Raw genomic sequence first — 15,581 nt, 5'->3', positions numbered from 1 at the left:
GTCCGTGTGGAGAGATCACCCCACCCCGCTCGCGCTACGCGCGATCGACCCTCCCCCTCCAGGGCCCTCCAGGGGAGGGTAAGGGCACGGCTCCTATCGAGCTTCAGCCGATCGCGATGCCGTTCCCCACCGTCCGGTTCAGGACCTGGGTCGATTTCTCGATGCGCTCGGCGGCGGCGTTCAGCGCGTTGACCACCGCGGTCTGCGTCATCCTGGCGCGCTCGACGGCGGCATTGCGGAAATCCCTGAGCTCGGTCAATTCCTGCTCAAGGGTGCGGACGCGGTTGGTGGTGTCGATCAGCTCATCGCACACGGTGAGCGCAGCCATGACGGTGAGGCGCGCATCGCCGATCTCGCCGAATTTTCCGCGCAGCGACTGGATGCGCGTCTCCAGCGTCTCGGCGAGCTTGAGCAGCCGCACCTCCTGGCCCTCCTCGCAGGCCATGCGATATTGCCGGCCGTTGATGGTGACGTTGATGTGGCTCATCCGTCCTCTCCGGTATCGAGCACCGAGCGTATCGTCACGATCGCGGAATCCAGCCGGTCAGAAATCTCGCGATTGGTGCGCTCGAGCTTGCGTGCCTTCACCAGCGCGCCGTCGAGCTCGTCGGCAAGACGCGAGCGATCCGCGCCGAGCGCCTGGATGCGCGCCGCAAGCTCGTTCTCGTCGCGATCGGCATCGCGACGCCGCTCCACCGCACTTTCGAGCGCATCGAGCGCCGCCATGAGTCTGCGGGTCGCAATCTCGATCTCGACGGCGGACGACTCCGTCATGGCGGAACTGTTGGATACGCGATCGTTCATGCAGTCAGCGGCGGAACCTGGCGGCCTTTGCCCAGTGGCCTTTCCCTGGAGCTTGCCGTCCGGCAAAAGACTCGGTTCGGCAAGCGGTTAGAAGCAGAAATTTACAAAGCAAGCTAGCCAAGCGCAACGCCGCCGCAAAACTATGCACTGTTCAATCGGGACGACGTGTCGCTGCGTCGCTTCCGCCCGGCGCGATCCCGGCGGAAAACCGATGTCCACACAGGCAACTTTTGCGGCCAAACCGGCGTTCGATTGCCTTGGACTCCCGGAACCGAGGTGCTATCCCAGCGCCAACCTTCAGTGGCCGCCAGGCTTCTCCCCGCGCGGGCAACCATCGCCAAGCGCTTCATTTCAGACGGATTTCAGACATGACGCAGGTCGATCACACCCGTATGGCCAACGCGATCCGCGGCCTTTCGATGGACGCTGTCGAGAAGGCGAAATCGGGCCATCCCGGCCTGCCGATGGGCGCCGCCGACATCGCCACCGTGCTGTTCACGCAGTTCCTGAAATTCGATGCCACTGCGCCCGCCTGGCCGGACCGCGACCGCTTCGTGCTCTCGGCCGGCCACGGCTCGATGCTGCTCTATTCGCTGCTGTATTTGACCGGCAATGCCGAGATGACGCTGGACCAGATCAAGCAGTTCCGCCAGGTCGACTCGCTGACCCCCGGCCACCCCGAGAACTTCCGCACCAATGGCATCGAGACCACCACCGGCCCGCTCGGCCAGGGCATCTCGACTGCGGTCGGCATGGCGCTGGCCGAAAAGATGCTCGCCGCCGAATTCGGCAAGAAGATCGTCGACCACCACACCTATGTGCTCGCCTCCGACGGCGACCTGATGGAAGGCGTGTCGCAGGAAGCGATCGCGATGGCCGGCCACTGGAAGCTCAACAAGCTGATCGTGCTCTACGACGACAACGGCATCTCGATCGACGGCCCGACCTCGATCTCCGATTCCGTCGACCAGGTGAAGCGCTTCAAGTCGGCGGGCTGGGCGGCCGAGAAGATCGATGGCCACGACCAGGCCGCGATCGCCGATGCGATCACGCGCGCGAAGAAATCCAGCAAGCCCACGCTGATCGCCTGCCGCACCACGATCGGCTTCGGCGCGCCGCACAAGCAAGGCACCTCGAAGGTGCACGGCGAAGCGCTCGGCGCCGACGAGCTCAAGGCTGCCAAGGAAAATCTCGGCATTTCGCTCGAGCCGTTCGCGGTCGCCGACGACGTGCTGAAGGCATGGCGCGCGGCCGGCAGCCGAGGCGCCGCGGCACGCCAGGAATGGGAAGCGCGGCTCGGTGAGCTCGGCAGCCGCAAGCGCGCCGAGTTCGAGCGCCGCCTGCGTCACGAGCGTCCCGCTTCGCTCGCCAAGGCCGTTCGCGCCTACAAGAAGGAGCTGCTGGAAAAGCCGATGACCGCGGCCACCCGCAAGTCGTCGGAAGCGGTGATCGAAGTCATCGCCGGCGCCATGCCGATGGAATTCCTGGCAGGCTCGGCCGACCTCACCGGCTCCAACAACAACAAGGCGAAGTCGGCGACCGCCTTCTCGGCCAAGACGCCGAAGGGCCGCTTCATCCATTACGGCATCCGCGAGCACGGCATGGCGGCCGCGATGAACGGCATTTTCCTGCACGGCGGTTTCGCGCCGAACGGCGCGACCTTCCTCGTCTTCACCGATTATGCGCGTCCGGCGATGCGCCTTGCCGCGCTGATGGGCGCCGGTGTCGTCTACGTCATGACCCATGACTCGATCGGTCTCGGCGAAGACGGCCCGACCCATCAGCCGGTCGAGCATCTCGCAGCGCTCCGCGCCATTCCCAACATGCGCGTGTTCCGTCCCTGCGATGCCATCGAGGTCGCCGAGTGCTGGGAGCTCGCGCTCAACCGCGTCGATGGCCCGACCGTGCTGGCGCTGACGCGGCAGAACCTGCCGCAGCTGCGGACCACCGCACCGAACGACAATCCCTGCGCGGCTGGTGCCTACGAGCTGGTCGCCGCCCAGGGCGAAGCCAAGGCGACGCTGTTCGCCTCGGGCTCGGAGGTCGAGATCGCGGTCGCGGCCCAGAAACAATTGGCGGAACGCGGCGTCGCTTCGCGCGTTGTCTCCGTTCCCTCGCTGGAGCTGTTGTTAGCGCAACCAGAGGCCAAGCGCGCCGCCATCATCGGCAACGCGCCGGTGAAGATCGCGATCGAGGCCGCCGTGCGCTGGGGCTGGGACGCCGTGATTGGCCAGGATGGCGAATTCATCGGCATGCATTCGTTCGGCGAAAGCGGCCCTGCCAAGGAGCTTTACAAGCATTTCGGCATTACCGCCGAGGCCGCGGTTAACGCTGTGCTGAAGCGCGTTTCCTGAGAGTTGAGCTTGCCGCAAAAAAGGACTACCTAATCTCTCATATGATCAAGCACCGCCCGGCCGAACCGGGCGTCCGCCCCTAAAAAACCCTCGCAGGCGCGTATAGCGCGTTGTGCGGGATGACAACGGTCATTGAAGGAGACGAAACATGGCAGTCCGCGTCGGAATTAACGGTTTTGGCCGCATCGGCCGCAACATCCTGCGGGCTATCGCCGAGTCCGGCCGCAAGGACATCGAGGTCGTCGGCATCAACGACCTCGGCCCGGTCGAGACCAACGCTCATCTCCTCCGCTTCGACAGCGTCCATGGCCGCTTTCCCGGCACCGTTACCGTCGACGGCGACTCCATCAGCCTCGGCAACGGCAAGATCAAGGTCACCGCCGAGCGCGATCCCTCGAAGCTGCCCTGGAAGGATCTCGGCGTCGACATTGCGATGGAATGCACCGGCATCTTCACCTCGAAGGACAAGGCTAGCGCGCATCTGACCGCCGGCGCCAAGCGCGTGCTGGTCTCCGCGCCCGCCGACGGCGCCGACGCCACCATCGTCTACGGCGTCAACCACGACACGCTGACCAAGGATCACCTCGTCGTCTCCAACGGCAGCTGCACCACCAACTGCCTTGCGCCGGTTGCCAAGGTGCTGAACGATCTCGTCGGCATCGAGACCGGCTTCATGACCACGATCCACGCCTATACCGGCGACCAGCCGACGCTCGACACGATGCACAAGGATCTCTACCGCGGCCGCGCGGCGGCGATGTCGATGATCCCGACCTCGACGGGTGCTGCGAAGGCGATCGGCCTCGTGCTGCCCGAGCTGAAGGGCAAGCTCGACGGCGTCGCGATCCGCGTGCCGACCCCGAACGTCTCGGTCGTCGACCTCAAGATCGTCGCCAAGCGCGCCACCGACGCCAAGGAGATCAACGCGGCGATGAAGCGCGCCAGCGAGCAGCAGCTCAAGGGCATCCTCGGCTACACCAATGCGCCGAACGTCTCGATCGACTTCAACCACGACCCGCACTCCTCGACCTTCCACGAGGACCAGACCAAGGTGCAGAACGGCACGCTGGTGCGCGTGATGTCCTGGTACGACAACGAGTGGGGCTTTTCGAACCGCATGGCGGACACCGCCGCCGCGATGGCGAAGGTGATCTGAGGGAAGCCAAGGTGCTTCCTCACTGGATTGGCATCCCTGGCGTCATACTGTTGATCGCGTTGATCGCGTACGGATTTCGCCGGGGCCTCGCAGTGAAGTCTCCGAAAGACGGTGGAGGGAGCGGCGACCACGGCCATTCGCCTCCCCCCGATTCCGACACTCCGACGCACGGATGATGAACGATGCCCGCTAAATTCCGCACCCTCGACGACGTCGACGTGAAGGGCAAGCGCGTGCTGCTGCGCGTCGACCTCAACGTGCCCATGGAGAGCGGGCGCGTCACCGACGCCACCCGGCTCGAGCGCGTGGCGCCGACCATCACCGAGCTCGCCGACAAGGGCGGCAAGGTCATCCTGCTCGCGCATTTCGGCCGGCCGAAGGGACGCGACGCCAAGGACTCGCTCAAGCCCGTCGCGGAGGCGCTGGCGAAGGTGGTGAAGAAGCCCGTCGCGTTTGCCGAGGATTGCATCGGCGAGCCCGCGGCCAAGGCGGTCGCCGGCCTGAAGGATGGCGACATCCTGTGCCTGGAAAACACCCGCTTCCACAAAGAGGAAGAAAAGAACGATCCCGCCTTCGTCGCGGAACTCGCGAAGCTCGGCGACATCTGGGTCAATGACGCGTTCTCGGCCGCGCACCGCGCCCACGCCTCGACCGAAGGTCTCGGCCACAAGCTGCCGGCCTATGCCGGCCGCACCATGCAGGCCGAGCTGGACGCGCTGGAGAAGGCGCTGGGCTCGCCGAGCAAGCCCGTGATCGCCATCATCGGCGGCGCCAAGGTCTCGACCAAGATCGACCTGTTGGAAAACCTCGTCACCAAGGTCGACGCGCTCGTGATCGGCGGCGGCATGGCCAACACCTTCCTGCACGCGCAGGGCGTTGCGGTCGGCAAGTCGCTGGCCGAGAAGGATCTTAGCCCCACCGCGCTGCGCATCATGGAGAAGGCGGAAGCCGCCAATTGCGCCATCATTCTCCCGGTCGACGCCACCGTCGCCTATCACTTCGCCGCCAACGCGCCGTCGCATGCCTATGGACTCGATGCGATCCCGGCCGACGGCATGATCCTCGACGTCGGCCCGCAATCGATCGCGCGCGTCCATGCCGCGATCGACGATGCGGCGACGCTGGTCTGGAACGGCCCCCTGGGCGCATTCGAGATGCAGCCGTTCGACCGCGGCACGGTCGCGGCCGCCAAGCACGCCGCCGAGCGCACCAAGGCCAAGAAGCTGATCTCGATCGCGGGCGGCGGCGACACCGTCGCGGCGCTCAACCAGGCCCATGTGGCCGGAGACTTCACCTATGTGTCGACCGCCGGTGGCGCGTTCCTTGAATGGATGGAAGGCAAGCCCCTGCCCGGCGTTGAAGTTCTGCGTAGCAAGTAATCAAGCGGCCTTTGAGGCCCAACGGGAGACAAAGACAGATGGCTCGGATCACGTTACGTCAATTGCTCGACCACGCGGCGGAGAACGATTACGGCGTACCGGCCTTCAACATCAACAACATGGAGCAGGCGCTGGCCATCATGGACGCGGCCAACCAGGTCGACGCGCCCGTCATCATCCAGGCCTCGCGCGGCGCGCGCTCCTACGCCAACGACGTCATGCTCAAGCACATGATGGACGCGGTGACCGAGATCTATCCGCACATTCCGGTCTGCGTTCATCTCGACCACGGCAACGAGCCGGCGACCTGCATGACCGCGATCCAGGCCGGCTTCACCTCGGTGATGATGGACGGCTCGCTCAAGGCCGACGGCAAGACCCCCGGCGACTGGGGCTACAATGTCGGCGTCACCAAGACCGTCACCGACATGGCCCATCTCGGCGGCATCTCGGTCGAGGGCGAGCTCGGGGTGCTCGGCTCGCTCGAGACCGGCATGGGCGACAAGGAAGACGGCCACGGCGCCGAAGGCAAGCTTAGCCACGACCAGCTCCTGACCAATCCGGACGAGGCCGTGAAGTTCGTCCAGGAAACCAAGGTCGACGCGCTCGCGATCGCGATGGGCACCTCGCACGGCGCTTACAAGTTCACCCGCAAGCCCGACGGCGACATCCTCGCCATGAACGTGATCGAGGAGATCCACCGCAAGCTGCCGAACACGCATCTCGTCATGCACGGCTCCTCCTCGGTGCCGCAGGACCTGCAGGACATCATCAACGCCTATGGCGGCAAGATGAAGCCGACCTGGGGCGTGCCGGTGGCCGAGATCCAGCGCGGCATCAAGAACGGCGTGCGCAAGATCAACATCGACACCGACAACCGCATGGCGATGACCGGCCAGATCCGGAAAGTTCTGAAGGACAACCCGGAAGAGTTCGATCCGCGCAAGTACCTGAAGCCGGCGATGGAAGCCATGACCAAGCTGTGCAAGCAGCGCCTGCAGGAGTTCAACACCGCAGGCCAGGCCTCCAAGATCAAGAAGGTGCTGACCACCGCCGAGATGGCCAAGCGCTACGCCAAGGGCGAGCTCGATCCCCGGGTCGCCTAAGGCCTCCGTCACATCCTCCCGTCATTTCCGGGACACGCGAAGCGTGGGCCCGGAATCCATAACCACAGCCTGGGGTTATGGATTCCGGGCCTGCGCGTTTCGGCGCATCCCGGAATGCCAGAAAGACCCTTTACCCTGCGACGAACGATAACTCGGCAATTGCCCGAGAACGGTCTATTTTCACGGGCAAGGGCAGAATCGTTTTGGGAGGACCTCTCGATGAATCTGACTGAGCTCAATGGGATAGCGACCGCCATGGTCGCGTCCGGCAAGGGCATCCTTGCCGCCGACGAATCCTCCGGCACCATCAAGAAGCGCTTCGACGCCATCGGCGTGGAATCGACCGAGGAGAACCGCCGTGACTATCGCGAAATGCTGTTTCGCGCCAAGGACGCCATGAGCCAGTACATCTCCGGCGTGATCCTCTATGACGAGACGATCTGGCAGAATGCCAAGGACGGCACGCCGCTGGTCAAGCTGATCGAGCAGGCCGGCGCCATTCCCGGCATCAAGGTCGACGAGGGCACGCAGGCCCTGCCGATGTGCCCCGGAGAGCTCGTCACGGTCGGGCTCGACAGGCTCGCCGAGCGGCTGAAGAAATATTACGAGCGCGGCGCACGCTTTGCCAAATGGCGCGCGGTGATCGACATCGGCAGCGGCATCCCCTCGATGACCGCGATCAGCGTCAACGCCCACGCGCTGGCGCGCTATGCCGCGCTGTGCCAGGCCGCCCAGATCGTGCCGATCGTCGAGCCGGAGGTGCTGATGGACGGCGACCACGACATCGAGCGCTGCTACGAGGTGACGAGCCGCGTGCTCAACAAGACCTTCCAGGAATTGCGCGTGCAGCGCGTGGCGCTGGAAGGCATGGTGCTGAAGCCGAACATGGCGATATCAGGCAAGAAATGTCCGAAGCAGGCCTCGGTCGAGGAGGTCGCGGAGAAGACGATACGGCTGCTCAAGGCCTGCGTGCCGGCGGCGGTGCCCGGCATCGCCTTCCTGTCCGGCGGCCAGTCGGACGAAGAGGCGACCGCGCATCTCAACGCCATGCACAAGCTCGGTCCGCTGCCCTGGGGCCTGACCTTCTCCTACGGCCGCGCGCTGCAGGCCGCGCCGCAGAAGGCCTGGTCGGGCAAGCCTGAGAACGTCGCGGCCGGCCAGCGCGCCTTCAGTCATCGCGCCCGCATGAACGGCCTCGCCTCCAAGGGCGAATGGCAAAGCAGCCTGGAACAGAAGGCAGCCTAGACCTTGTCGAACAAACCGCCTCCGCCGCGCCCGGCGCCGCGTCTCTATCTCGCGACGCCCGTCGTCGATGATCCCGCGACGCTGGTCGCCGAGCTGCCCGAGCTGATCGCGTCCGCCGACATCGCCGCCGTGCTGCTGCGGCTGAAGGAGACCGATCAGCGCGGCATGATCTCGCGCGTCAAGGCATTGGCGCCGCCGGTGCAGAAGGCGGGCGCCGCACTCCTCGTCGACGGCCATCCTGATATCGTCGCGCGCGGCGGCGCCGACGGCGCGCACCTGCCCGGCATCGCCGCGCTGAAGGAGGCGCTGCCGTCGCTCAAGCCAGATCGCATCGCCGGTGTCGGCGGGCTGACGACGCGGCACCATTCCATGGATGCGGGCGAGATGGGCGCGGATTACGTGCTGTTCGGCGAGCCCGATGCGAAAGGCCAGCGTCCCTCGGCGCAAGCGATCGCCGAGCGGCTCGACTGGTGGGCCGAGCTGTTCGAGCCGCCCTGCGTCGGCTTTGCCACCACGCTGGACGAGGCCTACGATTTCGCCGCCAGCGGCGCCGATTTCGTGCTGGTCGGCGACTTCATCTGGGCCGATCCGCGCGGGCCCAAGGCCGCACTGATCGAGGTCGATGCCGCGATCAAGAAGGCTCATGCGACGGCACTGGCCGGCCAAGATCCTGCGGGCCAAGATCCTGCGGGCCAGCACGGCTAGCGCCCGACATGAAGCTCCCGTGCATCACCATGCTCGCCACGCTGCTGCTGACAGTGCCCGCGGCCGCGCAGCTGCAGATCACCCCGCCGGCGACGACGCCGAGCGCACCGGCAGAGAAGCAGAAGCCAAAGCCGCCCGCCCCTGCCAAGAAGAAGGAGGCAGCACCGGCGCCGAAGCCTACGGCATCTCCCAAGCCGTCCGCTTCGCCCAAGCCGGCAACCGTGATCCCCGCGCCGCCGTCCGACGATCCCAACGTCGACCTCGTGTTCGGCGCCTATCAGCGCGGCCAGTACAAGACGGCGTTCGAGCTCGCCACGGTGCGCGCTCAAGCCGGCGATGCCAAGGCGATGACCATGCTCGGCGAGCTCTATTCCAATGCCATGGGCATAAGGCGCGATTACGCCAAGGCGGCCGAATGGTACAAGCGCGCCGCCGATGCCGGCGATCGCGAGGCGATGTTCGCGCTCGCCATGCTGCGCATCTCCGGCCGCGGCGGCCCGGTCGACAAAAGCGAGGCGGTCAGGCTGATGGCCTCCGCCGCCAAGCTCGGCGAGCCCAAGGCGGCCTACAACCTTGCTCTGCTCTATTTGGACGGCCAGACGCTGCCGCAGGACGTCCGGCGTTCGGCGGAACTGCTGCGCCAAGCCGCCGATGCAGGCCTGCCCGAAGCGCAATACGCGCTCGCGACCTTCTACAAGGAAGGCACCGGTGTGCCGAAGGACCCCGAACGCGCGGTGCGGCTGCTCCAGGCCGCCGCGATCGCCGACAATGTCGATGCCGAGGTCGAATATGCCATCGCGATGTTCAACGGCACCGGCACGCCGAAGAACCAGCCGGCAGCCGTCGCCCTGCTTCGCAAGGCCTCCCGCCAGGGCAGCGCGATCGCACAGAACCGGCTGGCCTGGGTGCTGATCAACGGCGTCGGCACGCCCGTGGACAAGATCGAAGGCTTCAAATGGCACCTGGTGGCCAAGACCGCCGGCAAGGGCGACCCCGAGCTCGACAAGCAGCTTTCCGATCTGCCGGCCGATGACCGCGCCAAGGCCGAGGCCGCTGCCAGGAAGTGGCTCGGGTCCAAATGACTTGACGCGGGGCCCCTCACGGGGCACCCAGTCCCCCAAACAGGCGCGTTTCCGCGCCCCTCCCCCCGATCAAGACCAGAAGCATATGCTGTATTCCGCCACTATCAACGTCATGGTCAAGGCGGCGCGCCGCGCCGGCCGCAGCCTCAAGCGAGATCTCGGCGAGATCGAGCATCTCCAGGTCTCGCTGAAGGGACCGGCCAATTTCGTCTCGCTCGCCGACAAGCGCGCCGAGGAGATCCTCTACCAGGACCTCGCCAAGGCCCGGCCCGGCTACGGCTTCATCGGCGAGGAGGGGGGCAACCGCGAGGGCACCGACAAGAGCCACACTTGGATCGTCGATCCCTTGGACGGCACCACCAACTTCCTGCACGGCATCCCGCAATTCGCGATCTCGATCGGGCTTTCGCGCGAGGGCACCGTGATTGCGGGCGTGATCTACAACCCCGCCAATGACGAGCTCTACATCGCCGAGCGCGGCAAGGGCGCCTTCCTCAACGACCAGCGCCTGCGCGTCGCCGGCCGCCGCCAGCTGAGCGAATGCGTGGTGGCCTGCGGCCTGCCCCATATCGGCCGCGGCGACCACCAGGAATTCCGCCGCGAGATGACCGCGATCCAGGACCGCGTCGCCGGCTTGCGCCGTTTCGGCGCTGCCTCGCTCGATCTCGCCTTCGTCGCCGCCGGCCGGCTCGACGGGTATTGGGAGCGCGATTTGCAATCCTGGGACATCGCGGCCGGTATGCTGATGGTGCGCGAAGCCGGCGGCACCATCAGCGATATCGCAACGCCGGGCGACCCGCTGGTCACCGGGCACGTCGTGTGCGGGAATGAGTACGTGCACGGGGAGCTGGTGAAGATCTTGCGGAAGCCGGCTTAAGGCGGCAGCTCGCGCTCCACATTCCCCTGTCATTCCGGGGCGCGCCTCTTGGCGCGAGCCCGGAATCCATTGATCCTCGTCAATCGTGGCCCGCTGGATTCCGGGCTCGTGCTTCGCACGCCCCGGAATGACGGGGGTGCATCAGTGGCCTGTGTGCGCCCGCGCCGGTCGGCCGTGCGCTTCAGCTTCCCGCGCCGCCTTCGGCTCGCGATCACCCGCCAGCACGCGCTGCACCGAGACGAAGAACACCGGCACCATCAACAGCGCCAGGATCACGACCGCGATCATGCCGCCCATCACCACGCTGCCGAGCGCCTGCTGGCTGGCGCCGCCGGCGCCGTGGGCGATGGCCATCGGCAGCACGCCGCAGATGAAGGCAAGGCCGGTCATCAAGATGGGGCGGAAGCGCAGGCGGCAGGCTTCGATGGTGGCTTCGACCAGCGGCTTGCCTTCTTTCCGCAGATCCTTGGCGAACTCGATGATCAGGATCGCGTCCTTTGCGGCGAGGCCAATGATCGTGATCAGGCCGACGGTGAAATAGACGTCGTTGGGCAGGCCGCGCAGCATAGCGGCAGTGACCGCGCCGACGATGCCGAGCGGCACGGTGAGCAGCACCGCGAGCGGAATGGTCCAGCTCTCGTAGAGCGCGGCGAGGCACAGGAACACCACGAACACCGACAGGGCGAGCAGGAACGGCGCCTGCGAGCCCGACAGCTTCTCCTGCAGCGACTGTCCGGTCCATTCATAGCCGAAACCGCGCGGCAACCGGTCGGCGAGCCGCTCCATCTCGGCGATGGCATCGCCCGAGGTGAAGCCGGGCCTGGCCTCGCCGGAGATGCGCACCGCCGGATAATAGTTGAAGCCGGCGATCTGTGTCGGGCCGCGCGCCCATTCGATCGTGGTGAAGGACGAGAACGGCACCAGCTGGCCGCGGCTGTTCTTGACGTTGTAGTTGAGGATGTCCTCGGCCCGCATGCGGTCGCGCGCGTCCGCCTGCACCACGACGCGCTGCATGCGACCGCGGTTCGGGAAGTCGTTGATGTAGTTCGAGCCGAGATTGGTCGAAATGGTGTTGTTGATGTCCTCGAAGGTGACGCCGAACGCGCCGGCCTTCTCGCGGTCGATCATGAGATTGACCACGCCCGCCTCGGGCAGGCCTTCGATATAGACCTTCTGCAGCACCGGGCTGGCATTGGCCTCCGCGATCAGCTGGTCGGCGGCGCGCATCAATTGCTGATAGCCCTTCTGGCCGCGATCCTGGAGGCGAAACGAGAAGCCGGACGAGTTGCCGAGATTGTCGATCGGCGGCGGCTGCAGCGCCGAGATTTTTGCGTCGCGGATCGACGAGCCCAGGTCGCGGTTGACGTCGTTGACGATCGCGGCAGCGGAGTCCTTCGGCCCGCGCTCCGACCAGTCCTTCAGCGTGATGAAGGCTTGTGCGGTGTTCATGCCCTGGCCGGAGAAGCTGAAGCCGGTGAGGAAGGTGACGTTGTCGACGCCCGGCCGCGCGGCGAGATATTTTTCGACCTTCTCGATCACGGCCTCGGTGCGGGCATAGGACGAATCCGAGGGCGTCTGCACGTCGGTGGTGATGAAGCCCTGGTCGTCGACGGGGAGGAAGCCGCCGGGCAGGTTGACGAAGGCCCAGGACAGGCCGACCAGCAGCGCGGCATAGACCAGCATAAGGCGGCCGGTGCGATTCAGCGAAAAGCCGACGGTGCGTGAATAGCGTTCCTTGACGGCTTCGAGCATGCGGTTGAACCAGCCGAACACGAAATTGGTCGAATGACCGTGCCCCTTTGCCACAGGCTTCAACAGCGTCGCGCACAGCGCCGGCGTCAACGACAGCGCCAGGAAGGCGGAGAAGCCGATCGCGGCGACCATGGTGACGGAGAACTGGCGGTAGATGATGCCGACCGAGCCCGGGAAGAACGCCATCGGCACGAACACCGCCATCAGCACCAGCGTGATGCCGATGATGGCGCCGGTGATCTGCGACATGGCTTTCCGCGTCGCTTCCTTCGGCGGCAGGCCTTCCTCGGCCATGATGCGCTCGACGTTCTCGACCACGACGATGGCGTCGTCGACGAGGATGCCGACCGCCAGCACCATGCCGAACATCGAGAGCATGTTGATGGAATAGCCGGCGAGAAGCAGCGTGGAGCAGGCGCCCAGCAGCGCCACCGGGACCACGATGGTCGGAATGATGGTGTAGCGGATGTTCTGCAGGAACAAGAACATCACCACGAACACCAGCACCACGGCTTCGACCAGCGTCGTCAGCACCTTCTCGATCGAGGCCTCGACCACAGGCGTGATGTTGTAGGGGATCTCGTAGGTGATGTTGGCCGGGAAGAAGCGCGACAGCTCCTTCATCTTCGCTTCGACCGCGCTGGCGGTCGCCAGCGCATTGCCGGTCGGCGACATCAGGACCGACAGGCCCGCCGTCGGCTTGCCGTCGAGGCGCGTGTTGAACTGGTAGCTGAGGCCGCCGACCTCGATGCGCGCGACGTCGCGCAGGCGCACGGTCGAGCCGTCGGCATTGGCGCGCAGGATGATGGCGCCGAACTCGTCGGGCGAGGAGAGCTGGCCTTTGACCAGCACCAGTGCCGAGGTGCGCTGGTTCGAGGTCGACGGCTCGGCGCCGATGCTGCCGGAAGCGACCTGCGCGTTCTGCGCGGTGATGGCCTTGTTGACGTCGTCGGCGGTCAGGCCATAGCCGACCAGCTTGGCCGGATCGACCCAGACACGAAGCGAGCGCTCGGTCGAGTACAGTGTGGCGCGGCCGACGCCGGGAATGCGGCGGATCTCGCCGAGCACGTTGCGGATCATGAAGTCGCCGAGGCCGACTTCATCCAGGCTGCCGTCAGTCGAGTTCAGCGTGATGATCTGCAGCACTGCGCTCGAGGCTTCCTCGATCAGGATGCCCTGCTGCATCACCGCGCGCGGCAGGCGCGCCTCGACGCGCTTGATGCGGTTCTGGACCTCGACCGAGGCGGCACTGGTGTCGGTGCCCGGCTGGAAATTGGCGATGATCTCGACCTGGCCGAGCGAGTCGCTGGTCGATTCGAAATTGAGGATGTTGGCGGCGCCGTTGAGCTCCTCCTCGATCAGCCGCGTGACGCTATTGTAGAGGTTTTCCGGCGAGGCGCCGGGATAGCTGGTCGAGACCGAGATCGAGGGCGGCGCGATGATCGGATATTGCGCGATCGGCAGCAGCGGCACCGCGATCGCGCCGATCAAGCAGATGAACAGCGCGACCACCCAGGCGAAGATCGGCCTGTCGATGAAGAAACTCGGCATTGGCCGTTTTATCCTCGTTGTTCGGTTAGACCCTCATGGTGAGGAGCGCGGAACGCGCGCTCCGGACGATGCCGCGCATCGCCGCGAGAACCATGAAGGCCCGGCTCTCTCCCGCGGCCATCCTTCGAGACGCCCGCTTGCAGCGGGCTCCTCAGGTTAAGGACGACACTTGCTGCGCGGAGCGTTACCGCGTGAGCTGCTGAGCGTGCCGGTTGTCTGCGGTCGCTTCCGCCTCCGACCAGGATTGCGGCTTGACCTTGTCGCCGGCCGCGAATTTCTGGAAGCCTTCGACCACGACCTTGTCGCCGGACTTCAGGCCTTCGGTGATGAACCAGAGGCCGTCCTGCACCGAGCCGGTGCGCACCGGCTGCACCGCGATGTGATTGTCGTCCTTGACGACGAACACCTCGCTGCCGCCGCCGCCATTGCGCTGGATCGCCTGCTGCGGCACCGCGATCGCATCGGAATCGAGACCCTGGTCGATGCGGACCCGGACATACATGCCCGGGAGCAGCTCGCGCTTGGGATTGGGGAACTCGCCGCGCAACGTCACCTGCCCGGTGTGGGCGTCGACCTTGGCGTCGGAGAACAGCAGCTTGCCGTCGAGCGAATAGATGGTGTTGTCGTCGAGCACGAGGCGCACCTTGGCGGCATCGGCGGCGATGCGATCGAGGTCGCCGGTCTCGAAGGCGCGGCGGAGCTGGTTGAGCTCGGTCACCGACTGGGTAAAGTCGGCATAGATCGGATCGAGCTGCTGGATGGTGGCGAGATTGGTCTCGTTCTGCACGGCGAGCGCGCCCTCGCTGACGAGGGCCGCGCCGACCACGCCGTCGATCGGCGCACGCACGGTGGCGTAGTCGAGATTAAGCCTGGCCCGCGCGAGCTCGGCCTTGCGGCCCTCGACCTCGGCATGGGCCTGGCGTTCGGCCGCAATCGCCTTCTCGTTCTCGGCTTCGGGCGCGGCGCGATCCCTGGTCAGGGTGGCGATACGATGCGCCTGCTGCTTGGCCTGCGCCAATGCCGCTTCGGCCTTCGCCAGCGCGGCCTCGTTGGCCATGACCTCGACCTCGAACGGGCGCGGATCGATGCGGTAGAGCGGATCGCCGGCCCTGACCTCGCTGCCCTGGCGGAACAGGCGCTCTACCACGATGCCGGACACGCGCGGCCGGACTTCGGAGACCCGGGTCGGGGCGATGCGGCCCGGCAGCTCGCGCACCACGGCGCGCGGCTGCGGCTTGACGATAACGATGCTGACGTCAGGGGCAGGCGGCTGGGCGGCGGACACCGCGGAACTGGATTCCTCGCAAGCACCCAGCAGCGGCGCAAGGGCCGCGAGCATCATTGCAACGCATGCCGATCGCGCTCGAATTCCAAACATGAAGTGGGATGCCCCGATTGTTGAAACTGATCATGCTCGCGCGAAGCCCGTTCTGGACCTTTTGCACGCGGCTGATGCCGCCAAAATAGAATGCATCTGCTGCGATGCAACGCATGGCGCGGGCGGCTCATTGTCACACAGCTTATCCCGTTGAAATCAGGAGGCATTTGCGGTGTAACTTGATTGTGAATC

General features: G+C 65.8%; 12 protein-coding genes. 8 read left to right on the top strand and 4 right to left on the bottom strand.

Features of this window, described 5'->3' with window-relative positions:
- Nucleotides 1-103 precede the first annotated feature (103 nt).
- Both I6F37_RS25395 and I6F37_RS25390 read right to left on the bottom strand, forming a co-directional pair.
- Nucleotides 104-487 carry a cell division protein ZapA gene (locus I6F37_RS25395; RefSeq protein WP_035998340.1) on the bottom strand — a complete coding sequence of 128 codons (384 nt, stop codon included), beginning with the start codon at nucleotides 485-487 and terminating at the stop codon, nucleotides 104-106.
- Nucleotides 484-774, bottom strand: coding sequence for a DUF4164 domain-containing protein (locus I6F37_RS25390; RefSeq protein ID WP_011084341.1), 291 nt, complete (start codon nucleotides 772-774; stop codon nucleotides 484-486). The genes I6F37_RS25395 and I6F37_RS25390 overlap by 4 nt, the downstream gene beginning before the upstream one ends.
- Before the next feature lie 398 nt (nucleotides 775-1,172).
- Between I6F37_RS25390 and tkt the strand changes: the two genes are divergently transcribed.
- From tkt to I6F37_RS25350, 8 genes are all read left to right on the top strand, one after another.
- Nucleotides 1,173-3,158: a transketolase gene (tkt, locus tag I6F37_RS25385; protein ID WP_225153012.1), complete on the top strand. Its 1,986-nt coding sequence runs from the start codon at nucleotides 1,173-1,175 to the stop codon at nucleotides 3,156-3,158.
- 148 nt (nucleotides 3,159-3,306) lie between these two features.
- Nucleotides 3,307-4,314 carry a type I glyceraldehyde-3-phosphate dehydrogenase gene (gene gap, locus I6F37_RS25380; RefSeq protein WP_035998321.1) on the top strand — a complete coding sequence of 336 codons (1,008 nt, stop codon included), beginning with the start codon at nucleotides 3,307-3,309 and terminating at the stop codon, nucleotides 4,312-4,314.
- Between the two features lie 182 nt (nucleotides 4,315-4,496).
- A complete protein-coding gene (gene pgk, locus I6F37_RS25375) occupies nucleotides 4,497-5,693 on the top strand; it encodes a phosphoglycerate kinase (RefSeq protein WP_109142460.1) in 1,197 nt (398 codons plus the stop codon).
- A gap of 38 nt (nucleotides 5,694-5,731) precedes the next feature.
- Nucleotides 5,732-6,799: a class II fructose-bisphosphate aldolase gene (gene fba, locus I6F37_RS25370; protein ID WP_035998315.1), complete on the top strand. Its 1,068-nt coding sequence runs from the start codon at nucleotides 5,732-5,734 to the stop codon at nucleotides 6,797-6,799.
- Between the two features lie 219 nt (nucleotides 6,800-7,018).
- Nucleotides 7,019-8,044: a class I fructose-bisphosphate aldolase gene (locus I6F37_RS25365; protein WP_035998312.1), complete on the top strand. Its 1,026-nt coding sequence runs from the start codon at nucleotides 7,019-7,021 to the stop codon at nucleotides 8,042-8,044.
- Nucleotides 8,045-8,047: 3 nt separating this feature from the next.
- Complete coding sequence (locus I6F37_RS25360; protein ID WP_035998310.1) at nucleotides 8,048-8,749, top strand: thiamine phosphate synthase; 702 nt, start codon at nucleotides 8,048-8,050, stop codon at nucleotides 8,747-8,749.
- Nucleotides 8,750-8,757: 8 nt separating this feature from the next.
- Nucleotides 8,758-9,831, top strand: a complete 1,074-nt coding sequence (locus I6F37_RS25355) for a tetratricopeptide repeat protein (RefSeq protein ID WP_035998306.1) — start codon at nucleotides 8,758-8,760, stop codon at nucleotides 9,829-9,831.
- A gap of 85 nt (nucleotides 9,832-9,916) precedes the next feature.
- On the top strand, nucleotides 9,917-10,708 hold the full coding sequence (locus I6F37_RS25350) for an inositol monophosphatase family protein (RefSeq protein WP_035998304.1): 792 nt from the start codon (nucleotides 9,917-9,919) through the stop codon (nucleotides 10,706-10,708).
- 141 nt (nucleotides 10,709-10,849) lie between these two features.
- Here the strand turns inward: I6F37_RS25350 and I6F37_RS25345 are convergent, their stop codons facing one another.
- Nucleotides 10,850-14,011: a multidrug efflux RND transporter permease subunit gene (locus I6F37_RS25345; RefSeq protein ID WP_225153010.1), complete on the bottom strand. Its 3,162-nt coding sequence runs from the start codon at nucleotides 14,009-14,011 to the stop codon at nucleotides 10,850-10,852.
- Nucleotides 14,012-14,195: 184 nt separating this feature from the next.
- Nucleotides 14,196-15,353 carry an efflux RND transporter periplasmic adaptor subunit gene (locus tag I6F37_RS25340; RefSeq protein WP_035998298.1) on the bottom strand — a complete coding sequence of 386 codons (1,158 nt, stop codon included), beginning with the start codon at nucleotides 15,351-15,353 and terminating at the stop codon, nucleotides 14,196-14,198.
- Nucleotides 15,354-15,581: the final 228 nt, after the last annotated feature.

It is taken from the genome of Bradyrhizobium sp. NBAIM08 (assembly GCF_020193935.1).
Taxonomy (GTDB): Bacteria; Pseudomonadota; Alphaproteobacteria; order Rhizobiales; family Xanthobacteraceae; genus Bradyrhizobium; species Bradyrhizobium yuanmingense.
The sequence above is the reverse complement of the archived record's forward strand: the minus strand, read 5'-3'. Positions and strand labels throughout refer to the sequence as shown.

Coding starts and splice junctions, on each gene's coding strand:
- I6F37_RS25395 (WP_035998340.1), bottom strand. CDS start 487: ATGAGCCACATCAACGTCACCATCAACGGCCGGCAATATCGCATGGCC.
- I6F37_RS25390 (WP_011084341.1), bottom strand. CDS start 774: ATGACGGAGTCGTCCGCCGTCGAGATCGAGATTGCGACCCGCAGACTC.
- tkt (WP_225153012.1), top strand. CDS start 1,173: ATGACGCAGGTCGATCACACCCGTATGGCCAACGCGATCCGCGGCCTT.
- gap (WP_035998321.1), top strand. CDS start 3,307: ATGGCAGTCCGCGTCGGAATTAACGGTTTTGGCCGCATCGGCCGCAAC.
- pgk (WP_109142460.1), top strand. CDS start 4,497: ATGCCCGCTAAATTCCGCACCCTCGACGACGTCGACGTGAAGGGCAAG.
- fba (WP_035998315.1), top strand. CDS start 5,732: ATGGCTCGGATCACGTTACGTCAATTGCTCGACCACGCGGCGGAGAAC.
- I6F37_RS25365 (WP_035998312.1), top strand. CDS start 7,019: ATGAATCTGACTGAGCTCAATGGGATAGCGACCGCCATGGTCGCGTCC.
- I6F37_RS25355 (WP_035998306.1), top strand. CDS start 8,758: ATGAAGCTCCCGTGCATCACCATGCTCGCCACGCTGCTGCTGACAGTG.
- I6F37_RS25350 (WP_035998304.1), top strand. CDS start 9,917: ATGCTGTATTCCGCCACTATCAACGTCATGGTCAAGGCGGCGCGCCGC.
- I6F37_RS25345 (WP_225153010.1), bottom strand. CDS start 14,011: ATGCCGAGTTTCTTCATCGACAGGCCGATCTTCGCCTGGGTGGTCGCG.
- I6F37_RS25340 (WP_035998298.1), bottom strand. CDS start 15,353: ATGATGCTCGCGGCCCTTGCGCCGCTGCTGGGTGCTTGCGAGGAATCC.